Genomic DNA, 21,719 nt, shown 5'->3' on the forward strand with positions numbered 1-21,719 from the left:
TCCAAATAATTTCGTAAACACACACACACACACACACACACACACACACACACACACACACACACACAAATAGTTTCGTGGGTATGCGTCGTATTATCTAGAAAATTACTTCAACTTTTATCGTTAATTGTAAATATAATACCACCAACTTTCGTTGGCGGATTTTTTCGTTTATACCATTCTAATTTTAGCTTTCATAAATACATGCTAAAAGCACCATTGTTTTGTCTCATAACATGGTCGTTTTTGTTAGGTGCTTTTAGCGTTCAGAGAGGGAGTTTTTACTTTCTTTCTGCTTTAGCCTTTCCTCTCGTTTTGTGTGTGTTTAGAGGGGAAAGGCGTTTTTTATGGTTAGAGGTGAGATATGAGAGGTTAGAGTTTAGTATCTCCTCAACCTTTAAGTCTAGAATACAATCTCTAAAATCTAAAATCCAATATCTAACCTCTATAATCTTAAACAATTAAATATCAACTTTTAAAATTAAACATTATGAAAAAAACAACCAAACTAAGTGTAGGTGCCTTTTTAGGTCTAAGTCTAATAGCTTACGGACAAACCGAGGGTAAAGTGGGGATTAACACCTCATCTCCCAATGCTACTTTAGAGATAAAACCCAATACAACTAACTTGTTAGGCGCAACTAACGAGGGCATTATTGTGCCTAAGTTATCTAAAACAAGAGTCGCTAAGATGCCTTCTCCTCAAGAGGGAACATTAGTCTATGTAGTAGATGATGCTAAAGCAGAAGATGGAGGTGGTACAATAGCCTCCTATACAGGCACTGATGCAAAAGTAGAAGAAATTATTGGGAGAGGCTATTACTTTTTTAACGGCACCAAATGGGTAGGTGTTGGTAATAGCAGTTTTATCAAAAACATTCGTAGAGATGACAGAACGGTGATTACCATAGATAAAGATGAAACTGGAACTCCTTATGATAAACCTGACTACTTTGTGCATCTTACAGGAGACCCTACTCTTATGAAGTTCCCCGCTCCCGAAAAAAGTAAAGGTAGAGTTTTATGTTTTTATAACCCAAGCCCGAATGGAATTATCATAGACCCTCAACCACTAGGACAAATGGGGGTTTTAGATGCAGGTATGACCGCTTGCTATATCTCTGACGGAGTGGTTTGGATGAATGCCTCAGGATACTAATAATAAAATACCATTGATTATGAAAAAATACATTCTTATTACAATACTAGTGGCAAGTACTTTCTCTTTTGCCCAGATAAAAACCAACTCCAATATTTTACAAAACACTATCCCTTCCCAAACTCCATTTTTAGATGTTTCTTCGTCATCATCTTGGAACGGAACTACCAATATAGGTAAAGGGCTCGTATTTCCTAGAACCGACCTTACTAAGTTATCTACTTTAGTGGCTACCCCTAACGGGATAGGAGCTTCTTACCCTAACCGTTTAGACGGTATGATAGTATATAATACAGCAACAGGTAAATCTGCTATTGGTAATGTAGATGTTACCTTTGGGTTTTACTACTATGAAAATAAAAGCAACACGCTTAGTGGGGGTACATGGAAGCCTCTAGGAGGAACCTCTCCAGTAACTGCCAATATCTATACTGCAGACGGCACACTAGCAGGTAACAGAACGGTAACTCTAGGGACTAATAACCTCTCGTTTATGGGAGGTGGCAATGTAGGGATAGGCACCCAAAGCCCATCGCAAAAACTAGAGGTCAATGGCAATGCTAAAATCAACCAAATGACTGATGCTACCTCTTTGGAAAACGAATATACTAAAGCCGTAGTTGCAAAACCCGATGGTACTTTAGGAGTGGTAAGTAGAACTAATCCTACCATACCTAGTGGAGTAGAAATGATTTACGGTAACGCACCTATTGAAACGAATATTATGCCCAATGAAACTTTTTACTCTATACAACAAAATTCTGCACGTGGTTTACATTTACACCGATATTCAGGTCAATCTATTACCTTACCTCCGGGGAAATGGGCTATTTATTGTGCTTATTTAGTTACTGCCGCTCCTGCAGAAGTACTTTTGCCTACGGGAAGTTCTGTTTGGGTTAGAGCGAGTATAGATGAAACCATGCAAGAAGGTGCTTATAAAACAGCGGTTATACCCGGGTCGCCTACATTAATTTCGTGTTCTTTTAATTCGGGAGACTTATATCAAGTTGCTTCTGGTGTTTGGTTGGTAGACAATAATACCAATGCCGAAAAGACTTATTATGTAAAAATATCTTTACAACCTAATGGGTTGTTCAAAGACACTGATGCTCATAGTTTAGCTAATATGTCTAGATGGATGGAAGATTACATTTTTGCTTTAAAAAGAAACTAGTTTAACTATCTAAAAAAATATCAATATTATGAATACACTAAAAGCGTGGCTGCGTCCCAACCTACTCACCAAAGATGACCCTAACGATTTTGTAGCCGTGCCACTCCTAGGTGGTAGCCTTGGCATTACAGAAATTGTAAATGCCCTCAAAAAAGAGGGTATGGAGATACAAACCGAGACCGCAGTAGATATTATCACTCGTTTTAACCGCAAAGCCTCAGAGCTAGTACTCAACGGTTATAGTGTAAATACAGGACTGGTGTATATGCGTCCTGCCATTAAGGGCGTGTTTTACGACAAAACTTGGGATAAAGAGAAACACTCCGTTTATGTCAATGTGAACCAAGGTCTAGACCTTAGAAAAGCGGTAGCTGACACCAAGGTAGAAATCCTAGGCGAACAGTCCAGCCCAATGAGCGTATTCAGCATTACGGATAAAGCCACAGGCAAAGCAGACGGCACACTTACCAAAGGTAAGAATGCGGAAATCAAAGGCACTTTCATTAAAATAGACGGCAATGACCCTAAAAACGGCATCGTCTTTAAAAACCTAGACACTCAGCAAGAAGTGAAACTCTCAGCAGAGCATATTGTGCTTAATGAGCCGTCAAGGTTACTCATTCTCGTTCCTGCAGATTTAGAAGCAGGAAATTATGAACTCAGCCTCACGACACAGTTCACTAAAGGCAACACACTCCTCAAAGACCCTAGAACAGAAACTTTATCTACCCCTATCGTGATTGTATAGTAGCGGTTTTCAGTTAAGTTTTATAAAGCAACACTTCGGTTGGCAAATTGCCAACCGAAGTGTTCTTTTTTACGCCTATGCGTTGCTTTACCCTGCAACGCTGCGTTGCCTTAGGCTACACCTGTGCGTTGCTAGGTAAGGCAACGGGGTGGTAAATTTATATTATTTATTCAGTGTTATCCTTGCGTTTCTTTTTTAAGTTGTCTTCCACTCTTTTTGCTAAACGTATAGAATTAACTGACTTCATAAAAGAGTATCCTATAAAACAAGAAAGACCTAAAGCAAATGCAGCAGTAAAATAATTTCTCATTCCATCTTGTTCTAAAATCATAGGAATTAAAAGTATAAATCCTATAACCCCTAATATGATAATGGATAAACTAACGAATACAACTATATTACTAAAAACTCTTTCACATTTACTAACTTCCACCTGAATCCCCCGTTCTTCAATACGGAAATAAGGTTTCGCAATTCTAATATCCTCCCATGTAGCTCCAGTAGTTTTTTTAAGGTCAGTATATTTTTTGATAGACTCTATATCAGCTCTTATTCCGGTGTTAATGTAAAAATCGTCCTCTATCATTTTAGGTAAACGAAAGTCGTTATAATATTCTGGAGCATGTTTTTCAAAAAAGCTAATAACTTCTACTCCATCTATATTGTTGAAAAACTTTCTCCTACCATAGGCACTAAGCAACTGAATTATGTGAGGCAAAGACAAGACAGAAATTACAGTTACAATAATTGCAGATATAAACTGTATCCAAAATTTTGAATTTTCTAATATATTGTTAGTTTCTACGCCGTTAATTTCCATAGTATTAATCTTAAATTAGTTATAAAAATCTTTCCCCTTTTAAAGTTCGCCACCCACGCCTTTAAACTTTTCTACAAACGCCGTTATTTTCTGAAATACGCTTTTCTTTTTGGTAAGATATTGAGGGTTTAAAGGACTCATCTTAGGCAATAGAGCATTGAGATCCGTTCCGCTATCGCTGGCTTTTTCACGCTTTAGGGAAATCGTGAGGTAGCGTTTAGCTTCCGCCTCATTTAGGTGCTCCTCCGCAATGAGTGCCTCGGCTTCAGCTTTCTGTCTGCCTTGGGCAAAAGCAAAGAAAGCCTCCATAATACCAGCCTTATCCTCAATAGCATCAAGATTGGTTTCGTTGATAAAATCAACTATCAAACTCTCTTTTGCTCTGTGCCCTATACTGGCACGGATAACCCTGCGTATCTCCTCAATCAAAGCCGCTTTGTCTTTTTTCTTTTTATTATGCTCAAAAAGCAGTTCAAAAATATAATCAATATTAATCTCTTGCGATTTCAGCAAGTCTATTTCAAACACCACATCGTCCCAGTCAAGGGTTGAGGTTTCAGCTTCTTTTCCCGACCTTTCCTTTCTTAACCAGTCGCGTATGTCGTTGTAAGTAGAACGGTAATCTTGCACCACTCGGTCTTTAAGCATTTCTACCTCCTGCATCGATGCCATTTGTTCATCGGTTACAAAATAAGTTTCCTTAAAGTTTTCTACCGCCTCAGCATCTGTAGGGTCTAAAGTTTGGAGTTCTTTGAGAATGGTAAACTCATCGTAATTCTGCAAAATGTTTTCTACTCGTAGATATTCGCCAAAAAGTTTAACAAACTCTTTTTTGTCTTTCTCCGTTATGATGTCGTCCACCTTCGGGAATTTTTCATTCAGTTCTTTTACCACTTCTATATACCCTCTGTGTGCCTTTCCTGTAACGAAATCGGTAAAACCTTGTAAATACTCCTGATAACTTTTTTCAAGCACCACATTTTTAGTATTCTTATCCCCAAAAAGCGTAATGGCGTCTATCGTAGCCTGTTCCAAATCTCGGAAGGTTACAATATTCCCAAAAGTCTTAGTGGCATTATAAATACGGTTGGTGCGGGAGAAAGCTTGTATAAGCCCGTGGTAACGCAAGTTTTTATCTACAAAAAGCGTGTTTAAAGTAGGTGCATCAAACCCCGTAAGGAACATGCCCACCACAATAATCAAGTCAATCTCTTTCCCCTTTACCCGATTGGACAAATCTCGGTAATAGTTTTGAAACTCCTTACCATCCACACTGTAATTGGTTTTAAACAGCGTGTTATAATCCTGAATGGCTTTCGTTAGAAACTCTTTAGCAGTAGAGTTGAGTGCAGAAGGCTCAAAGTTCTCATCGGGGATTTCTCCCACAGCACTCTGTTCTTCATTAGCCGCAAAAGAGAATATGGTAGCAATTTTTAAAGGTTTTTCAGCCCCTGCCTGCAAACGGTTCAGCTCTTCGTAATAGTGCTTTGCTGCGTCCACATTACTCACCGCAAACATGGCATTAAAACCGCTGTTACTTCCCTTATTTCGGTGGGTTTTTATGCGGAAGTTTTGTAAAATATACTGGGAGATTTCCTTAATTCTTGCCGGATGTTGTAAGGCTTCCTTAGTTTCGGCAGCACTTAGTTTCTTCTCGTCTTGTTCAGCTTCAATGGTTCGGAACTTCGGGCGGACATTGTTATAGTCCACTTTAAACTTCAGTACCTTTTCATCTCTAATGGCATCGGTAATCACATACGAATGCAACTCCCGACCAAATACACTAGCAGTAGTTTCTGAGCCTAAAGCATTGTCTGGGAAAATAGGCGTCCCCGTAAAACCAAACTGATAGAATTTTTTAAACTTCTTCTTTAAGTTTTTTTGAGCTTCCCCAAACTGCGAACGGTGGGCTTCATCAAAAATAAAAACCACTTGCTTATCATAAATCGGCAAGTTATCCTCGCTCCTCATAAGGTTATTGAGCTTCTGTATAGTGGTAACAATAATCTTCTTATTATCGGCTTTCTCAATATTTCTTTTAAGCCCTGCGGTACTTTCAGATCCGTTTACGCTATCGGGAGAAAACTTTTGATACTCCTTCATCGTTTGGAAATCTAAATCCTTACGATCAACCACAAAGAACACTTTGTCTATAAACTCTAACTGGGTGGCTAATCTTGCTGCTTTAAAACTGGTAAGCGTCTTGCCCGAACCCGTGGTATGCCATATATAGCCGCCACCTTCGGTAGTTGACCATTTTTTGGCTTGGTATGCGCTTTCAATCTTCCAAAGAATCCGCTCCACTGCCGCTATTTGGTACGGTCTCATGATAAGGAGCGTATTATTGGCATCAAAAACTGAATAGGTAAGTAATACCTTCAGCAAAGTGTGCTTTTGGAAAAAAGTAGCCGTAAAGTCTTTAAGATCTTTAATGATGGTATTGTCTGCCCTTGCCCAGTTCATGGTAAAGTCGAAACTGTTTTTATCCCGCTTGGTGGTGTTGGCAAAGTAACGGCTATCTGTACCGTTAGATATTACGAAAATCTGCACATATTTGTAAAGTGAGTTTTCGCTGTTGAAACTTTCTTTACTGTAACGGTGGACTTGGTTAAAAGCCTCACGGATAGGCATACCACGCCTTTTTAGTTCTACCTGTACCAAAGGAAGTCCGTTAACCAAAATAGTAACATCGTAGCGGTTAAGATGTTTGCCTTTCTGCTCAAATTGAGAGATAACCTGTATTTTGTTTCGTGATACATTCGCTTTATCCACCAAATAAATGTTTTGGAGACGCCCATCATCAAATACAAAATCATAACGATGGGAATTTTGTATTTTTTCGGTTTTTTCGATAAGGTTGTCGCTGGGCTTATCGAGATACTCTTTTACAAACCGTAGCCATTCGGCGTCTGAGAAAGTAACATGATTCAGCTCCTGTAATTGTATTCTTATATTCGCTAATAAGTCTTCATAAGTGTGGAGGTCGGTACGGTATTCATACCCTTGATTTACCAAATCTTGGATAAACTCCTGCTCAAGCTGGGCTTCGGTTTGGTAAGATGCTGGCGGATCGTTGACTTCAGAATATTTAGTGTAATTATCTAATACGATAAAATGATTGGACTCTGCAATAGGACTATACTGTTTCATTATTTTTCCAATAATTATGATTATCAATAAGATGTTTAAGTAAACGTTTTATAATTTGTTTTTCAGGCTCCGTAGGTTCTGGTATTACTTCATTGGATAATGTTGAATGACTGGTGAATTGAATTACCCTATTATAATAGAGCTCCTTATCATCCGGTAGCAATTGCGACCATTTTGGATACCCTAAAAAATTAGCCGTCTTCTCATAAAGATTCCTAATAAGCGTAAAATGATACTTCTGAATAGTATTGTTGCTAATAGCCTCCTCAATGGTTTGTTTTAAAAAAAGATGGTAAGAAAAACTTTTATTAGAGTCACCGTTTTTTTCAGTCAAATCATAGGTGCCATCTTCAAATTTATTTAGCATATAACACACCTTATTCTTGCCAAGCTCATTAAAGACAACATTATAGAATAGAGGATTATGTGTAGAAATAATAAATTTTAAACCATTAGATTTTTTTATAAGAGTTGCTAAATTAACGGCTAACTCAATGAGATGGTTGTCGTCTAATGAACTTACTGGATCATCTATAAAAACATATTTCAAATCATTAAACTGATCTGTGTCTCTATCAGATTCTTCCACTACATTGAGTACATTAATTGTTTGTTCCAATAAACTGTAAAAAACACTCCAAATAAAGCAGCTTTCTTCTCCCTTAGATATTTTTACATTATCAGACGCTGAATCATCTCCTCGCCTAAACGAAAAACGAACCTCAGAGAAATCTTCATTAAAACGAGGCTCTAATTTATCATTTGTATAACGCTGGAAATGATTTATAATATTACCATCTTGTCCTTGATCTTCAAGTATCCATTTAGTGTATCCATTGGGTTGAATTTTTAATCTTCGATCTGCATCTAAATCTAAATCATTATCCCAATAGAATAGATCTTCAGTAAACGCATTATAATAGATTATTTTTACTTTTCTTTCCTCTTCTTCGTCTTCATTTTTAGGAGCTATCAAATCCTTAAACTCTCTAGATAGCCTCGTCTTTCCTGTCCCGTTAAAGGCATAAATCAATTGGACTTTTTTGTCATTATCTTTAAGTTTTTGAGCTATTTCAGTCAAAGATTGTCCCATGATTACTTATTAATTTATCTCATTTTTTGAAAAACTTAACAACTGATCTCTATAATATTCGTATTGTTTTTTACGGAGTTCTATTTCTTTCGGTAGCCCTTCACTAATGGAGTGAGTAAGGGTATCAAACTTGTCTAATATCGCTACAACACGCTCTTGCTCTTCTATTGGAGGGATAGGCACTTTAAATTGTCTCAATGTTGTAAGATTTAACATACTATAACTTCTCATTTCTGATTTGAGAGTTTCATACAAATTTGTCATATAGTAAAATACAAATTTATCATTTACAGCATCTTGATTTAATGATTTAATAGATGCAATATTTTGATTAGTTGTAGCTTCGAATTCTAAAAATGCTGTTTTAAAAATGGTTGCACCAACTAAAGCCATGAGAGTTGTATTTCTACTTAAAAGTTTTGCACTTGATTGCTTTAACCCTAACTCTGTAATAAAATTTTTTGCAAAATAAACAGACTCATTATTACATGATTCTGATTTAAGCCAAGGAATGTTTCCTCCTTCCCAAAATTTTTTTTGGGATTTTGAAGGCGTTCCCCCAGAAGATACTTCAAATATACTTGTATCTCCCAAAGTCTTCCATTCCACTTTTTGGTTATTCATCAGACCTTGTTCATTAACGGTGAGCAAATAATCGCGGTAGTATTCATACTGCCGTTTACGGCAGTCCAGCTCCGCTTCCAGCTCCGCTTCCAGCTCCGCTTCCAGCGCTGTAAACTTATCCAAAATACGAACAATTTCCTCTTGCACCGAAAGTGGAGGAATGGGGATTTTTTTATTGGAGTAGTTACTTATCCATTGTCTTTTATGATCTCCCTCTATTAAGCCACTTGGCAAAGTATTTAAATAGTAGTAAATATATTTTAACAGTGTTTTAGATTCATCTTTTGATGTTATCATTTTCATAGCGGAAGATTTAACTTTGAAGTCAAAATCGACCCACTTATTGGCAGTAGTAAAATCATCAAAAATAACAACAGGCTTTTTTGAAGCTCTATAAACTCCTATCGTTTCGTCAGTATAACCTAGAATAAAGGTTTTACCTGCTGTTAAGACTGGAACAGAAAAATGATTACTATAAACATTTGATTTAACTATATATTTAGTAGGTTGTTCATAATCCGCTACTTCTCCTAATGTTTTCCACTCTACAGGTGCTCCCTGCAATAATTTATCTAAATAGCTCATAGCTCAATCTCCTTTATAATGGCATCAATCTCCGCACGCAGTTGGTTTATTTTACCTACTGTTTGGTCAATTTCTTTGTTTAGAGTTTTAATATCTGGCTTTTCCCGAGTATCCTTTGGCTTCACATAAGAGCTTACAGATAGGTTGTAATCGTTATCAGCAACTTTAGCGTTATCTACGGTTGCCGATACATGCGGCACCTCTTCTTTGGTGTCAAAGATGTCTATAATACGCTCAATATGGTGGTCTTCCAACACATTATTATTGGTTACTTTCTTAAAGAAATCTTCTCCGCTGGCATCAATAAACTGGGTTTTATTGTCGGTTTTATGTTTAGAAAGCACCAAAATATTTACCGCGATAGAAGTACCGTAAAACATATTAGGAGCCAAAGAAATAACGGTTTCCACATAGTTATTGTCCACCAAATACTTTCTGATTTTCTGCTCTGCACCGCCACGGTAAAAAATACCAGGGAAACAAACAATAGCCGCCCTGCCTTTTGCGGAAAGATAACTCAAGGCATGTAGTACAAAAGCAAAATCTGCCTTAGATTTAGGAGCTAACACACCCGCTGGAGCAAAACGCTCGTCGTTAATTAGTGTAGGGTCATCGCTTCCAATCCACTTTATCGAATATGGAGGGTTAGACACAATGGCGTCAAAAGGTTTTTGATTGCCAAATTGCGGTGCCGTAAGAGTATCGCCAAGTACAATCTCAAATTTGTCGTAATTGATATTATGCAGAAACATATTCATACGCGCAAGGTTGTAAGTGGTATGATTGATTTCCTGCCCGAAAAAACCTTCCTCGATAATATGGTTGTCAAAATGTTTTTTAGCTTGGAGCAGTAAAGACCCCGAACCTGCTGCAGGATCATAGATTTTATTAACCTTTTGTTGCTTGTGCATCGCCAAACGAGCTATAAGTTTGGACACATGTTGTGGCGTGAAAAATTCTCCACCCGACTTCCCTGCATTAGCAGCATAATTAGAAATAAGAAACTCATACGCATCACCAAAGAGATCGATATGATTTTCCTCAAAATTACCGAAATTTAACTCCTCTACTCCCTTTAATACGGCTGCTAAACGAGCATTCTTTTGTTCTACGGTATTACCCAACCTTGTGCTTGTGGTATCAAAATCGGCAAATAATCCCTTGATGTCTGATTCCGAAGGATAGCCGTTAGCCGAGCTTTCGATGGCGTCAAAAATGGCTTTTAAATCGGTATTCAGGTTAGGATTGGTATTGGCATGTTTAGCAATATTCACAAACAACTGACTAGGATAAATAAAATAGCCTTTCGTTTTGATGGCATCTTCTTTTATTTCTGGAGTAATAACCTCATTGGGTAACGCTGCATAATTGATACTTTCATCTCCAGCCTCTATATAGTTAGCAAAATTCTCACTGATAAAACGGTAAAAAAGCGTCCCTAAAACAAATTGCTTAAAGTCCCAGCCATCAACCGCACCTCTAACTTCATTGGCAATCTTCCAAATATTATTTTGTAATTGCTGTCGCTGTGCTATGTTTGTCATATTTCCTACTATCTAATTTTAATCCGCTAAGATAACTCTATTTTTTTCAATATAAAAACTCTCTAAGCCCTGACCACCCCTCTACATTACGTAATATTTCACATATTCTAAATTAATAAATCACACAAAACCCCTCTTATAAATCTAAAACAAAAAACCGCCTCAATGAGACGGTTTTTATACAATGGTACTATTTACTCTTAATACCCTCCTTTTTCAATAAAGTGTTTTGCTACTTTTTCGGTAAGGGCAATTACATTAGGGGTGTTGGTATATTTAGTAAATCTTCTAAGACCAGAAAGCATCATTCTTTGCTCATCGCCTTCTGCAAAAGATACAATACCTTCTTTAGCAGATACAATAATCTTCTCTACCGCCTTATAAAGGTTTAGCTGTGCCATCGCTGCTTCTGCAGAATCTGGTGCGTAATGCTTCTCTGCTCTTAAAATAGCAGACTCTGCCATATAAATTTGGTTAAGAATTTCAGATGCATTTAGTAGAAGGTGTTGTTGTTTTTCAATATCCATCATATACTTCTGTAAAGCCGCTCCTGAAACCATTAAGAAGACCTTTTTAAGGTTGGCAATCATCGCCTTTTCTTCACTCATAAATGCAGAATAATCTGGCGTTTCAAAAGACGGGATAGACATCAGCTCCTTACCTACTGCCATTGCTGGAGACATTAAGTCTATTTGTCCTTTCATCGCTTTTTTAATCAACATACCTACAGCGAGTAGTCGGTTAATTTCGTTGGTTCCTTCGTAGATTCTAGAAATTCTAGAGTCTCTCCAAGCCGCTTCCATTGGTGTATCCTCCGAGAAGCCCATTCCTCCAAAAATCTGAATCCCCTCATCAGCTGAGTGTTGCAACAAATCAGACACGAATACTTTTAATATAGAACATTCTACTGCATACTCCTCTACTCCTTTCAGCTCTGCCTCTTGGTGGTTCATTCCTCCCGCTACGAGTTCATCTATCTTATCCTGAACATCTTTAGCCGCACGGTAAGAACCTGCTTCACTCACAAATATACCGGTTGCCATTTCCGCTACTTTCTTACGGATAGCCCCAAAAGTAGAAATAGAAGTTCCGAACTGCTTTCTCTCGTTAGCATATTGGATAGAATAGCTAAGGATTCTTCTTTGAGCATCTAAGCAAGCTGCAGCAAGTTTAATTCTACCCACATTAAGCGCGTTAAGAGCGATTTTAAACCCATTGTTTCTCTCTCCTAAAAGACACTCTACAGGGACTTTCATATCATTAAAGAACACCTGACGCGTAGAAGAAGCACGGATACCGAGTTTATGCTCTTCCTCCCCAAAAGTTAGACTTTCTGGATTTTCTAACTCGGAACGATTAACCACAAACCCTGTGATATTTTTATCGTCATCTATTTTAGCAAAGAAAGTGAAGGTATCTGCAAACCCTGCATTAGAAATCCACATTTTTTGACCGTTGATGATGTAATGTTTACCATCTTCCGAAAGTCTTGCCTTAGTTTTTCCGCTGTTGGCATCAGACCCTGCATCTGGCTCTGTAAGGCAGTAAGCTCCAAATTTAGCCCCCGTAGCTAAGTCTGGTAGGTATTTTTGTTTTTGAGCTTCCGTTCCGTAAAGTAAAATAGGCAGCGTACCGATACCTGTATGTGCTCCGTATGCCGTAGCCAAAGACCCCGTAGCTCCCGACAGATAATCGCAAGCCAACATAGTGGTTACAAAGCCCATACCCAAACCACCATAAGACTCAGGAACCGAAATTCCTAAAAAGCCCATAGCTCCGATTTCTTTCATACACTCTTCTGTGAAGGCATAATCTTTCTTTTCGAAACGCTCCCTGTTTGGGATTACAGTTCTATCTATAAACTCCTTAGCAGAGTCTCTAAGCATTTTTTGTTCTTCTGACAGTTCCTCTATTGAGAAAATTTGTGATGCTGGAGTTTCTTTAATTAAAAATTCTCCTCCTTTTAGTATTGTACTCATTTTGTAAATTTTAAGTGTTGTATTATTAAATATTAAATCATTTTTGAACTCTTATAAAAGCTCAAAAATACTTGCTGCTCCCTGTCCTGTTCCTACGCACATAGTTACCATACCATATTTGCTGCCTCTTTTTCTCATTTCGTCCAAAAGCTGAACGGTAAGTTTAGTACCTGTACAACCTAGCGGGTGCCCTAACGCAATAGCACCTCCATTCACATTTACAATCTCTGGATTAAGGTCTAACTCCTTTTTAATCGCTACCGATTGGGAAGCAAATGCCTCGTTAAGCTCTATTAAATCTATATCTTTAAGTTGTAAACCTGCTTGTTTAAGTGCTTTTGGAATAGCGTACACAGGTCCCATACCCATAATTCTCGGTTCTAGACCTGCCGCGGCATAAGATACTAATCTTGCTTCAGGCTGTAAGCCTAACTCTTTTACCATATCCTCAGACATTACAATAACAAATGCTGCTCCGTCTGACATTTGTGATGAGTTACCCGCCGTAACGCTTCCGCCATTCGCAAATACAGGTCTTAGTTTAGCCAAACCTTCTAAAGAAGTATCTTTTCTAGGACCTTCGTCCACAGAGAAATCAAAAGATTTAGTTTGTAGCTTTTGGTTTTCATCAAGGAAGGTATATTCTACTGGAATAGGCACAATTTGATTGACAAATTTGTTTTCCGCCAACGCTTTTAATGCTTTTTGGTGCGATTCAAAAGCGAACAAATCTTGCTCCTCTCTACTGATGTTGTATTGTTTTGCCACCGCTTCTGCTGTATAGCCCATTCCCCAATAGTAGTCAGGATTAGACTTAGCTATATCCGTCTCTGGTACAGGCTTGTACCCACCCATTGGAATAAAGCTCATAGATTCCGTTCCTCCTGCAATGATGCAGTCTGCCATACCTGCCTGAATTTTAGCAGAAGCAATCGCAATAGCTTCAGACCCTGAAGCACAATATCTGTTCACTGTAACCCCTGGAACTTTATCTGTATTAAGCCCCATAAGCGAAATCAGCCTCGCTATATTAAGCCCTTGTTCTGCCTCTGGCATTGCATTCCCCACAATGAGGTCGTCTATTCTATCTTTATCTAACTGAGGCACATCGCTCATCAGTTTTTCTATTACTTTAGCTGCCATCACATCTGGTCTTGTAAATCTTAAAGACCCTTTAGGTGCCTTGCCTACAGCTGTTCTGTAACCTTTTATTATGTATGCTGTTTTCATATATTTTATTGAATTTTAGAGATTAGATTTTAGAACTTAGAGTTTAGATTCTAATCCTTTTGAAGTTAAACTTGATTTTAATTTATAAATCATCTTTTGTATTTCTGTTAAATGTTGTAAAGTAGGCATTATGTCTTGACTATTTTTCATTTGTAATTCTGATAATAAAATAAGCTGAGTTTCTAGTTCGTAGCAAGATCCCGAAGCAATCCCTAGAAAATGAATAAACTCTTTCGGATTATTTCTTCCCGCTCCTTCTGCAATATTAGAAGGTATAGAAATAGCACACCTTTTCATCTGTGAAGTCAATCCAAATTTTTCGTCCGTAGGCAACACTTCACTAATAAGATAAATTTCCTTAGCTAAAGCAATAGCCTTTTGCCAAACTACTAATTTATTCAATTGATGTGCACTCATTTAGTATCAATTTACAAGGTCTAAAGTCTCATATCCAACATCTAACAAAAAATTAATTTCTTAGTGGTTTTCCTTTTTGAAGCATAAATTGGATACGCTCTAAAGTTTTTCTCTCTCCACAAAGCTGTAAGAAAGTCTCTCTCTCTAAGTTAAGAAGGTACTGTTCTGTAACTAAAGTTTCTTCGGAAAGGTTTCCTCCTGCCATTACAAAAGCTAACTTATCTGCAATTTTCTTATCGTGTTCAGAAATGAAATTACCTGTAAGCATCTGGTCTGTACCTACATAGAACATACCTAGCGCATCTTTACCTAGAACTCTTACTTTCTCAGAAACTGGTTGTGTATAGCCTTGCTCTGCCATTAGTAATGCGACTTTTTTAGCTTCTGCAATCTGTCTATTTTTGTTGACTACCACAAAGTCTTTACCGTGCTGAAGAATATCCATATCGTAAGCCTCGTAAGCCGAAGTGGCTACTTTACCCATAGCAATATTCATAAAAGCATCTCTTAGACGGTTGTTTTTAACATCATCTTTAGACATCTGTTTCATGGTTCTTAAAGTCATTTCTTTAGTACCCCCACCGCCTGGGATAACACCTACACCTACTTCTACTAGACCAATGTAAGTTTCCGCAGCAGCTACCACACGGTCAGCGTGAAGCGTCATTTCACAACCACCACCTAATGTCATTCCAAACGGAGCTACCACCACTGGTATTGAAGAGTAACGAAGCCTCATCATTGACTTTTGGAAATAAGCAATCGCCATATTCAAATCGTCCCAATCTTGGTCAATTGCCATCATCAAAATCATAGCTAAGTTAGCACCCACCGAGAAATTAGCTCCTTGGTTAGCCACTACTAGACCATCGTATTCCTTTTCTGCTAGGTCTATCGCTCTATTAAGTCCGTCTAAAACTTCTCCTCCAAGAGAGTTCATCTTAGAACGAATTTCAAAGTTGATGATACCATCACCTAAATACTGTATCGCCGAACCAGAATTACTCCAAAGCGTTTTATTTTTTCTAATATTATCTAAAATAATAAAGGCATCTTGCCCTGGTATAGACTGATAATCTGCCTTAGTTTTATCAAAGTATAAAGTCTGACCTTCTTCACTCACTTGATAAAACGCTTTACCTTGTTCCGCTAAAGATTTAACCCAATCTGATACTTCATACCCAGCTTCTTTGGCCAATTCTACACCTTTCTGAACCCCAACAGCGTCCCAAATTTCAAAAGGGCCATTTTCCCAACCAAATCCAGCACGCATAGCATCATCTATCTTATAAACTTCGTCTGAAATTTCTGGAACTTTGTGAGAAACATAAGCAAACAATGCTCCCAAAGTGCTGCGATACAACTCTCCCGCCTTATCTTTACCACCTATTAAAACTTTAAATCTATCAATAGGTTTGTCAATATTTTTAGTTAATTCTAAAGTAGGGAAAGAAGACTTATCTTGTAACTCATATTCTAAGGTATCTAAGTTTAATCCTAATATTTCTGATTTACCATCAGCATTTTTAACTTTCTTAAAGAAACCTTGTTCTGTTTTGGAACCTAGCCAATTATTATCCATCATTTTTTGGATATAATCTGGCAACTGGAATACCGCCTTAAACTCTTCCGCCTCTGCTCCACTTTCTCTAACTCCATTAGCCACGTGTACAAGTGTATCCAGCCCCACCACATCTGCCGTTCTAAATGTTGCAGATTTTGGTCTGCCAATTACTGGACCTGTTAGTTTATCTACATCAGATACACTTAACCCTAGTTTTTGTACTTTATGAAGTAAATCCATCATACCAAAAACGCCTATTCTATTCGCAATAAAGGCTGGTGTATCTTTCGCTAAAACTGTAGTTTTCCCTAAAAATTTAGCTCCATATTCCATATAGAAATCTACCACTTCTGGAGCGGTCTCTGGAGTAGGAATAATTTCTAAAAGTGGTAAATATCTTACCGGATTAAAGAAGTGTGTTCCTGCAAAATATTTCTTAAAATCATCGCTTCTACCCTCAGTAAGAAGATGGATAGGAATACCCGATGTATTAGAAGAAACCAAAGTACCTTCTTTTCTGTATTGTTCTATCTTTTCGTAAACAGATTTTTTAATATCCAATCTCTCTACTACTACCTCAATAATCCAGTCGGTATTTTTAATTTTAGACATATCGTCATCAAAGTTACCTACCGTTATTCTATCTGCAAATTTTGGAGTATAAAGCAACGCAGGACTCGCCTTTTTAAGTTTCTCCAAATTTTCAGTTGCAATTCTATTTCTAAAGGCTTTATCCTCTTTAGTAAGACCTTTTTTCTGTTCCGCTTCTGTAAGTTCAAAAGGAACGATATCTAGCATAAGCACCTCTACGCCTATATTGGCAAAATGAGCCGCTATACCAGCACCCATAATTCCTGAACCAAGAACGGTAATGTGTTTAATTCTTCTTTTCATATTAAGTATAATTCTATTTTTTATTTATTTTTTACGATTGAGTTCGTTAGCAATCTTAACAATATCATTGGTTACCTCTTTAAAAACTTCTAGCTTTTCGGGTGAAATTCTTTCAAGAATTAATTTGTTAAAGTTAAGTACCATCGCCTTAGATAGATTTCTAGACTCTAAGCCCTTTTCAGTTAATTTAATAATAACTTCTCTTTTATCTGTAGATGACTTATCCTTATAAATATAGCCATTATCCTCCAATAGTTTAATAATTCTTGTAAGCGAAGTAGGTTCTATCGCCATTTTAGGACCTAAATTAGTGCTTCTAGTTCCATTCTTTGGGTCTATTTTCAGCAAAGTAAGTGCCTGTACAGTAGTTGAATCATGCTCTTGAGCTTTCTCCGAATACATTCTAGAAACAGCTAACCAAGTGGATTTAAGTATTAAATCTATGTTTTCTATTTTATCCTTATTTGATTCCATTTTTATATCTAAAAACTTTGTACTTCAAATATAATACAAAATACTATGCATGCATAATAATTAAATGTTAAATTTAAGTTAAATCAATAATAATCAACATTATAAATAATATGCGAGACATATAAAATAATTTCTACACGAAAACTAATCATCAGATTTATAACAAATTAAGGGCTTGATGGAAACCATCAAGCCCTTAAAATATAATAATTAAAATATAAACTATTTAACCTTAACCAGTTCCACATCAAATAACAGCCACGCATTAGGCGGAATAACACCACCTGCTCCTCTCTCTCCATAAGCTAAATTAGATGGGATAAGCAATGTTGCTTGCTCTCCTTCTTTAAGAAGCATGATACCTTCGTCCCAACCTTTGATTACTCTACCCGTCCCCACAGGAAACTCTATTGGTTCTCCTCTTTTAAAAGAGTTATCAAACTCTTGTCCGTTAGTTAATCTTCCTGCATAGTGTACTGCCACCATATCACCCGCTTTAGGAGCTTTACCTTCAGTAGATTTTGTAATTTTATATAAAAGTCCAGATGCTGTAGCCGTCATTCCTGCCTTTAACTCTTCTAACTTCTTAGCTGCCTCTGCTTCTTTTTTAGTTATGTAAGCTTTATTTCTTTCTTGGATTTTAGACTTACCTTCATTAAATATTTTTGCTGCATCATAGTTTTTGTAAGAATCACCTTTAGTGAAAACCTCTACCTTTTGTATTACTACATCTTGCTTTGGCTTATCTTGCGCTCCTTTTTCTACATTAGCAATAGCATCTATAACTTCTAAACCTTGTATTACTTTACCAAACACCGTATGCCTACCATCTAACCAGGGTGTAGCCACTTCTGTAATAAAAAACTGAGAACCATTGGTATTAGGACCTGAATTAGCCATAGAAAGATAACCTTTACCTTCGTGTTTTAGGTCATTCTTTTCGTCATCAAATTTATAACCTGGATCTCCCATTCCTGTTCCTTTAGGGTCTCCTCCTTGAATCATAAAATCTTTGATAACTCTATGGAAAATAATCCCATCATAGTAAGGCTCTCCTTTTTTCTTAGCTTTATTTTCTATTGTACCTTGTGCTAACCCTACGAAATTAGCTACGGTTACAGGAGATTCTTTGTCGTTAAATTGGATAATCATACTTCCTTTAGAAGTTTCCATTTTTGCATAAACACCCTCTGGAAGAGCGTTGTAAAATTCTTTTTCGATATTCATTTTTTTGTATATAGGATTACAATTAGTTAATGATAAAATTGCTAATAAAGTAGCACACAAAGATAAGATTTTTTTCATCGTTAGTTTAATTTTGGAATGGCTAAAACGAAATACCGAGATACTCAAATCTCGGTATTACTTTTATTTTAATTATAGTTAACCTTCTTTACTTTGATCATATCTATCCACTATCTTCTGAGAAACCCCAGTATTGCTGAATCCTCCATCGTTGAAGAGATTTTGCATTGTTACCTTTCTTGTTAAATCAGAAAACATTGCCACGCAGTAGTTAGCACAATCTAAAGCCGTTGCATTGCCTAGTGGAGACATATCTTCTGCATAACCTAAGAAACCTCCAAAGCCCTTCACTCCGCTTCCTGCTGTTGTAGGTGTTGGTGATTGTGATATGGTGTTTACTCTTACTTTTCTTTCACCCCAATAGTATCCAAAACTTCTCGCAATACTCTCCAAATAAGATTTGTTATCTGCCATATCATTATAGTCTGGGAAAGTCCTCTGAGCTGCAATGTAAGAAAGTGCTAAAATAGACCCCCACTCGTTCATACAATCTTTATCCCAAGCGGTTTTCATAACTTTGTGAAAAGAAACTGCCGATACATCCCAACCTTTTTCTAAAAAGCTATAATTAAGGTCAGTATAAGGTTTTCCTTTTCTTACATTAACCGACATTCCTATAGAGTGTAAAATAAAATCTAGCTTTCCAAATTTTTCTATCGCAGCATCAAAAAGTTTTTCTAAATCTTCCATAGAAGTAGCGTCTGCACCAATGACCTCCGCTCCTGTTTTTTCTGCCAAAGCATTTAATTCTCCCATTCTCATAGCGATAGGTGCATTAGATAAGATAAATTCAGCACCTTCTTCATGACATCTTTCTGCTACTTTCCAAGCAATAGATTGCTCGTTAAGAGCTCCAAATATAATTCCCTTTTTTCCTTTTAATAATCCGTATGACATAATTATTTTATTTAGCAACAAAAATAATAAAAAAAATAAGATTGGGATTACAATCCACCCTAAATTTAACTAAACTTCTTACATTAAATTACTATCTTTGCTGAAACAAAAATCTAATTAAAAAATGAAATTTTTTATTGACACCGCTAATCTTGAACAAATTAAAGAAGCTAAAAATCTAGGTATTTTAGATGGCGTAACCACCAACCCTTCCCTAATGGCTAAAGAAGGTATACAAGGGAAAGAAGCTATAATAAACCACTACAAAACCATTTGCGAATTGGTAGACGGAGATATTTCTGCTGAGGTACTTTCTACAACTTATGAAGAAATGATAAAAGAAGGTGAAGAATTAGCTGCTATCCATCCTAATATCGTAGTGAAAATACCAATGATAAAAGACGGGATAAAAGCTATAAAGTATTTTTCTGATAAAGGTATTAAGACCAATTGTACTTTAATATTTTCGGCAGGACAAGCTCTTTTAGCAGCCAAGGCGGGAGCGACTTATGTATCACCTTTCTTAGGAAGATTGGACGATATCTCTACTGATGGACTTAATTTAATAGAAGAAATCAGAACGATATATGATAACTATATGTTTGAAACTGAAATTCTAGCCGCTTCTATAAGACACTCTATGCACATTATAGATTGTGCTAAGATAGGTGCTGATGTTATCACTTCTCCTTTAGCTCCTATATTGAGCTTACTTAAACACCCTTTAACGGATAATGGTCTAGCACAGTTTGTAGCAGATGCCCAGAAATTAGGCTAGTAAAAAACATCATAATTAAAAACAAAAAATCCTCACAACTAAGTTATGAGGATTTTTTTATTATTTGATTTAGATATTAAACATTAAATCTGAAATGCATAATATCACCGTCTTGCACAACATATTCTTTACCTTCCACAGAAAGCTTACCTGCCTCTTTCACCTTAGCCTCTGAACCGTAATTGATGAAGTCTTCGTACTTAATTACTTCCGCACGGATAAATCCTTTCTCAAAATCAGTATGGATAACTCCTGCCGCTTGAGGTGCCGTCCAACCTTTACCTATCGTCCACGCCCTTACTTCTTTTACTCCCGCTGTGAAATAAGTTTGTAACTTTAAAAGTTCATACGCTTTACGGATAAGACGGTTAACGCCTGGCTCTTCTAATCCTAACTCTTCCAAGAACATTTGGCGTTCTTCGTAGGTTTCTAGTTCGTTAATATCTGCCTCTATCTGTGCTGCCAAAGCCAACACTTCTGCTCCTTCTTTTTGAGCCATCTCCTCTACTTTACTTATCCATTCGTTGCCATTTTTAATAGAGTTTTCATCTACATTACAAAGATAAAGCACAGGCTTCTTAGTTAATAATTGTATTTCGTCTATGATAGGCTGAGTAATATCGTCAGTTTCAAACTCACGAGCATTTCTACCGCTTTCTACAAATTCTAAGATACTTTTTAATGTTTCGTATTTTAAAATATCTTCTTTCTTCCCTGATTTTATAAACTTCTTGGCTTTTTCTACCGCTTTAGTTAGAGTTTCTATGTCTTTTAGTTGTAACTCTATATCTATAATTTCTTTATCTCTAAGTGGGTCTACTGAACCTTCTACATGTACGATATTACCATTATCAAAACATCTCAATACATGGATAATAGCCTCACACTCACGGATATTTGCCAAAAACTGATTACCTAAACCTTCTCCTCTACTCGCTCCTTTAACCAGTCCCGCTATATCCACTATCTCCACCACTGCAGGAAGAACTCGCTCTGGATTAACCAATTTCTCCAACTCAAACAATCTTTGGTCTGGTACAGATACCGTTCCTAAGTTAGGCTCTATGGTACAGAAAGGATAGTTAGCACTCTGTGCTTTTGCATTACTAAGACAGTTAAACAAGGTTGATTTTCCTACATTAGGCAAACCTACAATTCCACATTTCATAATCAGATATATTATAATTTTGCAAATATAGTTAAGTAAGATTGGATTAGAAAATAAGACCTTCTTTTTTTAAAGTTATTTGAGGATTTTTTCTTTACTTTGTGTGAAGCATA

17 protein-coding genes are annotated in these 21,719 nt (G+C 36.9%); 4 read left to right on the plus strand and 13 right to left on the minus strand.

Features of this window, described 5'->3' with window-relative positions:
- Nucleotides 1-490 precede the first annotated feature (490 nt).
- The 3 genes from GXW81_RS03600 to GXW81_RS03610 are packed head-to-tail and all read left to right on the plus strand — an operon-like array spanning nucleotide 491 to nucleotide 3,084.
- Nucleotides 491-1,159: a hypothetical protein gene (locus GXW81_RS03600; protein ID WP_161531220.1), complete on the plus strand. Its 669-nt coding sequence runs from the start codon at nucleotides 491-493 to the stop codon at nucleotides 1,157-1,159.
- A gap of 19 nt (nucleotides 1,160-1,178) precedes the next feature.
- Complete coding sequence (locus GXW81_RS03605; RefSeq protein ID WP_161531221.1) at nucleotides 1,179-2,336, plus strand: hypothetical protein; 1,158 nt, start codon at nucleotides 1,179-1,181, stop codon at nucleotides 2,334-2,336.
- A 28-nt stretch (nucleotides 2,337-2,364) separates the two neighbouring features.
- On the plus strand, nucleotides 2,365-3,084 hold the full coding sequence (locus GXW81_RS03610) for a DNA-binding domain-containing protein (protein WP_161531222.1): 720 nt from the start codon (nucleotides 2,365-2,367) through the stop codon (nucleotides 3,082-3,084).
- A gap of 166 nt (nucleotides 3,085-3,250) precedes the next feature.
- On the opposite strand, the gene GXW81_RS10345 is transcribed toward GXW81_RS03610, so the two are convergent.
- From GXW81_RS10345 to GXW81_RS03665, 12 genes are all read right to left on the minus strand, one after another.
- Nucleotides 3,251-3,904, minus strand: a complete 654-nt coding sequence (locus GXW81_RS10345; protein WP_185153013.1) for a hypothetical protein — start codon at nucleotides 3,902-3,904, stop codon at nucleotides 3,251-3,253.
- 39 nt (nucleotides 3,905-3,943) lie between these two features.
- Complete coding sequence (locus GXW81_RS03615; RefSeq protein ID WP_161531223.1) at nucleotides 3,944-7,054, minus strand: type I restriction endonuclease subunit R; 3,111 nt, start codon at nucleotides 7,052-7,054, stop codon at nucleotides 3,944-3,946.
- Entirely contained in the window at nucleotides 7,041-8,147 is a 1,107-nt protein-coding gene (locus GXW81_RS03620; protein ID WP_161531224.1) for an AAA family ATPase, read from the minus strand. Before GXW81_RS03620 ends, GXW81_RS03615 begins: the two co-directional genes overlap by 14 nt.
- 9 nt (nucleotides 8,148-8,156) lie before the next feature.
- Nucleotides 8,157-9,356 carry a restriction endonuclease subunit S gene (locus GXW81_RS03625; protein WP_161531225.1) on the minus strand — a complete coding sequence of 400 codons (1,200 nt, stop codon included), beginning with the start codon at nucleotides 9,354-9,356 and terminating at the stop codon, nucleotides 8,157-8,159.
- On the minus strand, nucleotides 9,353-10,900 hold the full coding sequence (locus GXW81_RS03630; RefSeq protein WP_161531226.1) for a type I restriction-modification system subunit M: 1,548 nt from the start codon (nucleotides 10,898-10,900) through the stop codon (nucleotides 9,353-9,355). Before GXW81_RS03630 ends, GXW81_RS03625 begins: the two co-directional genes overlap by 4 nt.
- 200 nt (nucleotides 10,901-11,100) lie before the next feature.
- Nucleotides 11,101-12,879 carry an acyl-CoA dehydrogenase family protein gene (locus GXW81_RS03635; protein ID WP_161531227.1) on the minus strand — a complete coding sequence of 593 codons (1,779 nt, stop codon included), beginning with the start codon at nucleotides 12,877-12,879 and terminating at the stop codon, nucleotides 11,101-11,103.
- A 51-nt stretch (nucleotides 12,880-12,930) separates the two neighbouring features.
- The gene (locus tag GXW81_RS03640) at nucleotides 12,931-14,109 is read right to left on the minus strand and encodes an acetyl-CoA C-acyltransferase (protein ID WP_161531228.1); all 1,179 of its coding nucleotides are present in this window, start codon (nucleotides 14,107-14,109) and stop codon (nucleotides 12,931-12,933) included.
- 36 nt (nucleotides 14,110-14,145) lie between these two features.
- Nucleotides 14,146-14,526: a four helix bundle protein gene (locus tag GXW81_RS03645; RefSeq protein ID WP_161531229.1), complete on the minus strand. Its 381-nt coding sequence runs from the start codon at nucleotides 14,524-14,526 to the stop codon at nucleotides 14,146-14,148.
- 52 nt (nucleotides 14,527-14,578) lie between these two features.
- On the minus strand, nucleotides 14,579-16,984 hold the full coding sequence (locus GXW81_RS03650) for a 3-hydroxyacyl-CoA dehydrogenase/enoyl-CoA hydratase family protein (RefSeq protein ID WP_109474944.1): 2,406 nt from the start codon (nucleotides 16,982-16,984) through the stop codon (nucleotides 14,579-14,581).
- A 24-nt stretch (nucleotides 16,985-17,008) separates the two neighbouring features.
- Nucleotides 17,009-17,458, minus strand: coding sequence for a MarR family winged helix-turn-helix transcriptional regulator (locus GXW81_RS03655; RefSeq protein ID WP_064970168.1), 450 nt, complete (start codon nucleotides 17,456-17,458; stop codon nucleotides 17,009-17,011).
- 222 nt (nucleotides 17,459-17,680) lie between these two features.
- Nucleotides 17,681-18,685: a peptidylprolyl isomerase gene (locus GXW81_RS03660; protein ID WP_185153012.1), complete on the minus strand. Its 1,005-nt coding sequence runs from the start codon at nucleotides 18,683-18,685 to the stop codon at nucleotides 17,681-17,683.
- Between the two features lie 156 nt (nucleotides 18,686-18,841).
- Nucleotides 18,842-19,660: an enoyl-ACP reductase gene (locus GXW81_RS03665; RefSeq protein ID WP_161531231.1), complete on the minus strand. Its 819-nt coding sequence runs from the start codon at nucleotides 19,658-19,660 to the stop codon at nucleotides 18,842-18,844.
- A 124-nt stretch (nucleotides 19,661-19,784) separates the two neighbouring features.
- Here GXW81_RS03665 and fsa point away from each other — a divergent pair, with 124 nt between their 5' ends.
- Nucleotides 19,785-20,438: a fructose-6-phosphate aldolase gene (gene fsa / locus GXW81_RS03670; protein ID WP_161531232.1), complete on the plus strand. Its 654-nt coding sequence runs from the start codon at nucleotides 19,785-19,787 to the stop codon at nucleotides 20,436-20,438.
- 76 nt (nucleotides 20,439-20,514) lie between these two features.
- On the opposite strand, the gene ychF is transcribed toward fsa, so the two are convergent.
- On the minus strand, nucleotides 20,515-21,606 hold the full coding sequence (gene ychF, locus GXW81_RS03675) for a redox-regulated ATPase YchF (RefSeq protein WP_064970170.1): 1,092 nt from the start codon (nucleotides 21,604-21,606) through the stop codon (nucleotides 20,515-20,517).
- Nucleotides 21,607-21,719: the final 113 nt, after the last annotated feature.

The organism is Riemerella anatipestifer (genome assembly GCF_009932355.1).
In the GTDB taxonomy this organism is placed as follows: domain Bacteria; phylum Bacteroidota; class Bacteroidia; order Flavobacteriales; family Weeksellaceae; genus Riemerella; species Riemerella anatipestifer_E.

What these genes read in the sequence shown, in the direction of transcription:
- GXW81_RS03640 (WP_161531228.1), bottom strand. Translation starts at nt 14,109, where the DNA reads ATGAAAACAGCATACATAATAAAAGGTTACAGAACAGCTGTAGGCAAG.
- GXW81_RS03615 (WP_161531223.1), bottom strand. Translation starts at nt 7,054, where the DNA reads ATGAAACAGTATAGTCCTATTGCAGAGTCCAATCATTTTATCGTATTA.
- GXW81_RS03635 (WP_161531227.1), bottom strand. Translation starts at nt 12,879, where the DNA reads ATGAGTACAATACTAAAAGGAGGAGAATTTTTAATTAAAGAAACTCCA.
- GXW81_RS03665 (WP_161531231.1), bottom strand. Translation starts at nt 19,660, where the DNA reads ATGTCATACGGATTATTAAAAGGAAAAAAGGGAATTATATTTGGAGCT.
- GXW81_RS03600 (WP_161531220.1), top strand. Translation starts at nt 491, where the DNA reads ATGAAAAAAACAACCAAACTAAGTGTAGGTGCCTTTTTAGGTCTAAGT.
- GXW81_RS03645 (WP_161531229.1), bottom strand. Translation starts at nt 14,526, where the DNA reads ATGAGTGCACATCAATTGAATAAATTAGTAGTTTGGCAAAAGGCTATT.
- fsa (WP_161531232.1), top strand. Translation starts at nt 19,785, where the DNA reads ATGAAATTTTTTATTGACACCGCTAATCTTGAACAAATTAAAGAAGCT.
- GXW81_RS03655 (WP_064970168.1), bottom strand. Translation starts at nt 17,458, where the DNA reads ATGGAATCAAATAAGGATAAAATAGAAAACATAGATTTAATACTTAAA.
- GXW81_RS03605 (WP_161531221.1), top strand. Translation starts at nt 1,179, where the DNA reads ATGAAAAAATACATTCTTATTACAATACTAGTGGCAAGTACTTTCTCT.
- GXW81_RS03610 (WP_161531222.1), top strand. Translation starts at nt 2,365, where the DNA reads ATGAATACACTAAAAGCGTGGCTGCGTCCCAACCTACTCACCAAAGAT.
- ychF (WP_064970170.1), bottom strand. Translation starts at nt 21,606, where the DNA reads ATGAAATGTGGAATTGTAGGTTTGCCTAATGTAGGAAAATCAACCTTG.
- GXW81_RS03660 (WP_185153012.1), bottom strand. Translation starts at nt 18,685, where the DNA reads ATGAATATCGAAAAAGAATTTTACAACGCTCTTCCAGAGGGTGTTTAT.
- GXW81_RS03625 (WP_161531225.1), bottom strand. Translation starts at nt 9,356, where the DNA reads ATGAGCTATTTAGATAAATTATTGCAGGGAGCACCTGTAGAGTGGAAA.
- GXW81_RS03630 (WP_161531226.1), bottom strand. Translation starts at nt 10,900, where the DNA reads ATGACAAACATAGCACAGCGACAGCAATTACAAAATAATATTTGGAAG.
- GXW81_RS03650 (WP_109474944.1), bottom strand. Translation starts at nt 16,984, where the DNA reads ATGAAAAGAAGAATTAAACACATTACCGTTCTTGGTTCAGGAATTATG.
- GXW81_RS10345 (WP_185153013.1), bottom strand. Translation starts at nt 3,904, where the DNA reads ATGGAAATTAACGGCGTAGAAACTAACAATATATTAGAAAATTCAAAA.
- GXW81_RS03620 (WP_161531224.1), bottom strand. Translation starts at nt 8,147, where the DNA reads ATGGGACAATCTTTGACTGAAATAGCTCAAAAACTTAAAGATAATGAC.